The organism is Allobosea sp. GW821-FHT10B12 (genome assembly GCF_059415545.1).
Map to the genome: position 1 here is coordinate 137,629 of NZ_JBWKNL010000009.1, position 5,259 is coordinate 142,887.

Below are 5,259 nucleotides of genomic sequence, written 5' to 3' on the forward strand. Positions count from 1 at the left end.
CTTCCAGCCCCCGCCCCGATTCTCTCTAGACGACTGGAAACGGTGGGGTTTCCGGGCTGGCATGGTCCAGTGGACGCCACCGACAGAGAACGGGACGAACCCGTTCCGCCGGACAGGGGACGTGCATGATCAGGATCATCAGCGCGGCATTGCTCGCCGTCGCGGCAGTGTTCGGCGCCGCGAATGCGCAGGCGCAGCAGACCCTCGCTCAGATCAAGAGCCGTGGCATCCTGAACTGTGGCTCCAACAACGGCCTGATCGGCTTCGGCGCGCCTGACGCGCAGGGCAACTGGAGCGGCCTCGATGTCGAGTATTGCCGCGCCATCGCCGCGACGATCTTCAACGATCCCGGCAAGGTGAAGTTCGTTCCGCTCTCGGCCAATGACCGCTTCAAGGTGCTCCTGGCCGGCGAGATCGACGTGCTCGTCCGCAACTCGACCTGGACCATCACGAACGACACCCCGCCCGGCCTGCTCTTCACCAATGTGAACTATTATGACGGCCAGGGCCTGATGGTGCGCCGCAAGCTCGGCGTCATGTCGGCGATGCAACTGGCCGGCGCCTCGATCTGCGTGCAGCGGGGCACGACGACCGAACTCAACGTCGTCGACTACTTCAAGACCAATAACCTGCGGCACACCATCGTCTCGTTCGACACCGGCCCGGAGACGCTGAAGGCCTATGATGCCGGCCGCTGCGACGCTTTCACCACGGATGCCTCGTCGCTCTATTCCGAGCGCCTCAAGCTGACCGTGCCGGACGACCACATGGTCCTCGTCGAGATCATTTCGAAGGAGCCGCTCGGTCCTTTGACGCGCGACAACGACTCGCAATGGTTCAAGCTGGTGCGCTGGGTCCATTTCGCCATGCTCAACGCCGAGGAACTCGGCGTGACCAAGGCCAATGTCGATCAGATGCTGAGGTCGGCCAACCCCGAGATCCGGCGCCTGCTCGGTGTCGACGGCAAGTTCGGCGAAGGCCTCGGCTTGACCAATGACTGGGCCTACCGGATCGTCAAGCATGTCGGCAATTACGGCGAGAGCTTCGAGCGCACCGTCGGCAGCCGCTCCGTTTTGAGGATGTCGCGCGGCCAGAATGCGCTCTGGACCAAGGGGGGACTGCAATACGCACCGCCGATCCGGTGAGTTTTTGGGGATTCGCCTCGGTTTTCGTCAGGGAGTGAAAGAGGAGAGTGAGGTCGGCAGGGGCTGGCCTGGGGCTTGCTAGCTAATCGAGAGCGGGAAAACCCGTTCCGCCAAACAGGGGACAGAACAACAATGAAACAGATCATTGGCGCGGCGCTCATCGCCGTCTCCGCCGCCATGTGCGCGAGCGGAGCACTCGCCCAGTCGGCTACTCTGGCGCAGGTCAAGAATCGCGGCATCCTGCTCTGCGGCTCCGGAACTGGTCTCGCCGGTTTCGGCATCCCTGATCAGCAGGGTAATTGGAGCGGCATGGACGTGGACGTCTGCCGCGCCGTCGCCTCGGCCATCTTCAACGATCCGACCAAGGTCAAGTTCATCCCGCTCTCGGCCAAGGACCGCTTCACCTCGCTGCAGTCGGGTGAGGTCGATCTGCTGTCGCGCACCACGACCTGGACGATCTCGCGCGACACCTCGCTCGGCCTGAACTTCGCCGGGGTCAACTACTATGACGGCCAAGGCTTCATGGTTCGCAAGAAGCTCGGCGTCGATTCCGTGCTGAAGCTTGCCGGCGCCTCGATCTGCACCCAGCAGGGCACCACGACCGAACTCAACCTCGCGGACTATTTCCGCAGCAACAAGATCAAGTACGAGGTCGTCGCCTTCGCCTCCAACCAGGAGACGGTCAAGGCCTATGAGGCCGGGCGCTGCGACGCCTTCACCACCGACGCCTCCGGCCTTTACGCCGAGCGCCTGACGCTCTCGAATCCGGACGACCATATGGTGTTGCCGGAGATCATCTCGAAGGAACCGCTCGGCCCGGTTGTGCGCCATGGCGACGATGTCTGGCTCGATATCGTCAAATGGTCGCTCTTCGCCATGGTCAATGCCGAGGAGCTGGGCATCACCAAGGCGAATGCCGACGAAATGCTCAAATCCGAGAACCCGGAAATCAAGCGTTTCATCGGGACCGAAGGCAAGTTCGGCGAGCCGATGGGCCTGACCAATGATTGGGCCCATCGGATCGTCAAGCATGTCGGGAATTACGGCGAGAGCTTCGAGCGCAATGTCGGCGCGGGCTCGCTGCTCAAGATCGCGCGGGGCCAGAACGCGCTCTGGAGCAAGGGCGGGCTGCAATACGCGCCGCCGATCCGCTGAGAACCACCGGTGCGCGGCCCAAACCGCGCATCGCTCATTGAAGCTGTCTTGTTCCGGCGAACCGGATAACAATACCGGCCGGCAGTGGTCCTCGCGGGTCGCTGCCGGACCCTCGGTCGCCAACATTTGAGAAGGGCGTCAGACGTGTCGACTACTTCCGCAGAGGTCAGGCCAGGCAAAGCCTCGCTGTTCTACGACCCGAAAATCCGGGGCTATGTCTATCAGTTCCTGCTGCTCGCCGCGGTGGGCTTCCTGATCTGGTCCGCCGCCTCGAACGCGATCGAGAACCTGCGGGCCCAGAAGATCGCCTCCGGCTTTGGCTTCTGGCACAACGCCTCGGGCTTCGACATCAACCAGAAGCTGATCCCCTACGACGCCTCGAGTGGCACCTATGGCCGCGCCTTCTGGGTCGGCCTTCTGAACACGCTGCTCGTCGCTTCGATCGGCATCGTGCTCTCGACCTTCCTCGGCTTCTTCGTCGGCGTGGCTCGGCTGTCGAGCAACTGGATCGTCTCGAAGATCGCGATGATCTATGTCGAGGTCATCCGCAACGTGCCGCTGCTGCTGCAGCTGTTCTTCTGGTACAACGCGGTGCTGAAGCCGCTGCCCAATCCGCGCCAGTCGATCGAGCTGCCGGCGGGCGCCTTGCTCAACAACCGCGGCCTCTACGTTCCCGATCCGCAATTCGGCCCCGGCGGCGACCTGATCATCTGGGCTTTCCTGATCGGCCTCGTCGCGACCTTCGTCTTCCGCTCCTGGGCCCGCAAGCAGCAGGCTGCGACCGGCAGGCAGTATCCGATCGGCTGGGTCGGCTTCGGCCTGATCGTGGTCCTGCCGACGCTGGTCTATTTCGCCACCGGCCGGCCGATCACCTTCGTTTATCCGGAGCTTGCGGGCTTCAACCTGCGCGGCGGCATCCAGATCTTCCCGGAATTCGTCGCGCTGCTGATCGGCCTGACGACCTATACCGCCGGCTTCATCGCCGAGGTGGTCCGCGCTGGCATCCTGGCCGTCTCCAAGGGCCAGACCGAGGCCGCCAATGCGCTCGGCCTGCGCGCCGGGCCGACGCTGAAGCTGGTCGTCATCCCGCAGGCGATGCGGGTGATCATCCCGCCGCTGACCTCGAACTATCTCAACTTGACCAAGAACTCCTCGCTGGCGGTCGCGATCGGCTATCCCGATCTCGTCCAGGTCTTCACCGGCACGGTGCTGAACCAGACCGGCCAGGCGGTCGAGGTCGTCGCCATCACCATGGCGGTCTATCTGACCATCTCGCTGGTGACGTCTCTGTTCATGAACATCTACAACAAGCGCATGGCGCTGGTGGAACGGTGAGGGCGCCCCGATGACCGACGCAACCACCGAAATGGCTCCCTACGCCTTCGTCCGCAAGGAAACGCTGGAGCAGCAACCGGCGCCGCTCTCCGTCGCCGGGCCGCTCGCCTGGGTCAGGCAGCATCTGCTCTCCAGCCCGCTCAACATCGCGCTGACATTGCTCAGCCTGTACATCGTCGTGACGACGGTGCCGGAGATGATCCGCTTTTACTTCCTCGATGCGGTCTGGACCGGCACCAGCCGCGACGCCTGCCTCGCCGACAAGGTCGGGCGGCCGGTCGGAGCCTGCTGGGCCTATATCGCCGACCGTTTCCAGTACTTCATCTACGGTTCCTATCCGATCAGCCAGCGCTGGCGGGTCAACATCGTCTTCGTGATGTTCGCGCTCGGCGTGGCCTGGCTGCTCTGGACGAACGCGCCGAAGAAGAAGCTCGGCATCTTCTTCTTCTTCGTACTGCTGCCGATCTCGGCCTATGTGCTGCTGCTCGGCGGCCCCGGCGCCGAGCGCTTCCTCGGCATCTGCATGACGCTGACCCTGGCGCTCGCGGCGCTCTACCTCATCCTGTCCTTCGTGCCGCAGCTCGTCCGCTTCTATATCGGCGAGGCGGCGCTTGGGGTGGTCGAGCAATTGCCGGTCTGGAAGCGCTTCTTCGGGCCGAAGCAGCTCGTGCTGTTCGCGCTCGCCATCTTCGTCTTCCTCAGCCTGCTGGCGAGCAGTGTCGGCCTGCCGCGGGTCGATACCGGGCTCTGGGGCGGCATGACCGTCACCTTCCTGATCGCGGCGGTCGGCATCGTCTTCTCGCTGCCGCTCGGCGTGATCCTGGCGCTGGGGCGGCGTTCCAGACTGCCGATCATCCAGCTGCTCTCGGTGATCTTCATCGAGTTCGTTCGCGGCGTGCCGCTGATCACCGTGCTGTTCATGGCCAACACCATGCTGCCGCTGTTCGTGCCGCAGGAGTATTCGCCGGACCGGCTGCTGCGGCCGCTGGTCGGCGTCGCGCTCTTCGCCGCCGCCTATATGGCGGAGGTGGTGCGCGGCGGCCTGCAGGCGATGCCCAAGGGCCAGTACGAGGGCGCGATGTCGCTCGGCCTCGGCTATTGGAGCATGATGCGGCTGATCATCCTGCCGCAGGCGCTGCGGATCGTGATCCCGGGCATCGTCAACACCTTCATCGGGCTGTTCAAGGATACGACGCTGGTCACCATCGTCGGCATCTTCGACTTCCTGCGCACCATCGAGGCGACGCTGGTCGATCCGACCTGGGCGACGCCGACCACCCGCGCGACGGGCTATGCTTTCGCCGCGGTTTTCTATTTCCTGTGTTGCTGGGGCATGTCGCGCTACTCGATCGCAGTCGAGAAGCGGCTTGCCGCCGGCCAGAAGCGTTGAGGGGAACAAGAACATGGCTATGGCAGAAACCACCAGCTCGCGCCCGGCGGCTCTGAAGCAGACGGCGCTGAACACGGCGACGGCGGTCGAGATGGTCGCGGTCAACAAGTGGTATGGCGAGTTCCACGTGCTGCGCGACATCAATCTGAAGGTGTCGCGCGGCGAGAAGCTCGTGATCTGCGGCCCGTCGGGCTCGGGCAAGTCGACGATGATCCGCTGCATCAACCGGCTGGA

Annotated in this window: 5 protein-coding genes; all 5 read left to right on the forward strand. The window is 63.9% G+C overall.

Annotation, left to right across the window (positions count from 1 at the left end; all coding sequences use genetic code 11):
* The first annotated feature begins 125 nt into the window (after nucleotides 1–125).
* On the forward strand, nucleotides 126–1,145 hold the full coding sequence (locus tag AC07O0_RS25580; protein ID WP_494626909.1) for an amino acid ABC transporter substrate-binding protein: 1,020 nt from the start codon (nucleotides 126–128) through the stop codon (nucleotides 1,143–1,145).
* Between the two features lie 177 nt (nucleotides 1,146–1,322).
* Nucleotides 1,323–2,300 carry an amino acid ABC transporter substrate-binding protein gene (locus AC07O0_RS25585; protein ID WP_494626935.1) on the forward strand — a complete coding sequence of 326 codons (978 nt, stop codon included), beginning with the start codon at nucleotides 1,323–1,325 and terminating at the stop codon, nucleotides 2,298–2,300.
* Nucleotides 2,301–2,444: 144 nt separating this feature from the next.
* Nucleotides 2,445–3,635 (forward strand): amino acid ABC transporter permease, encoded by a 1,191-nt coding sequence (locus AC07O0_RS25590; RefSeq protein WP_494626911.1) that lies wholly within the window; start codon nucleotides 2,445–2,447, stop codon nucleotides 3,633–3,635.
* A 10-nt stretch (nucleotides 3,636–3,645) separates the two neighbouring features.
* The gene (locus AC07O0_RS25595) at nucleotides 3,646–5,025 is read left to right on the forward strand and encodes an amino acid ABC transporter permease (RefSeq protein ID WP_494626913.1); all 1,380 of its coding nucleotides are present in this window, start codon (nucleotides 3,646–3,648) and stop codon (nucleotides 5,023–5,025) included.
* 19 nt (nucleotides 5,026–5,044) lie between these two features.
* Nucleotides 5,045–5,259, forward strand: a 215-nt coding sequence (locus AC07O0_RS25600; protein ID WP_494626937.1) for an ATP-binding cassette domain-containing protein, incomplete at its 3' end; no start/stop codon positions are given.

What these genes read in the sequence shown, in the direction of transcription:
- AC07O0_RS25580 (WP_494626909.1), top strand. Translation starts at nt 126, where the DNA reads ATGATCAGGATCATCAGCGCGGCATTGCTCGCCGTCGCGGCAGTGTTC.
- AC07O0_RS25585 (WP_494626935.1), top strand. Translation starts at nt 1,323, where the DNA reads ATGTGCGCGAGCGGAGCACTCGCCCAGTCGGCTACTCTGGCGCAGGTC.
- AC07O0_RS25595 (WP_494626913.1), top strand. Translation starts at nt 3,646, where the DNA reads ATGACCGACGCAACCACCGAAATGGCTCCCTACGCCTTCGTCCGCAAG.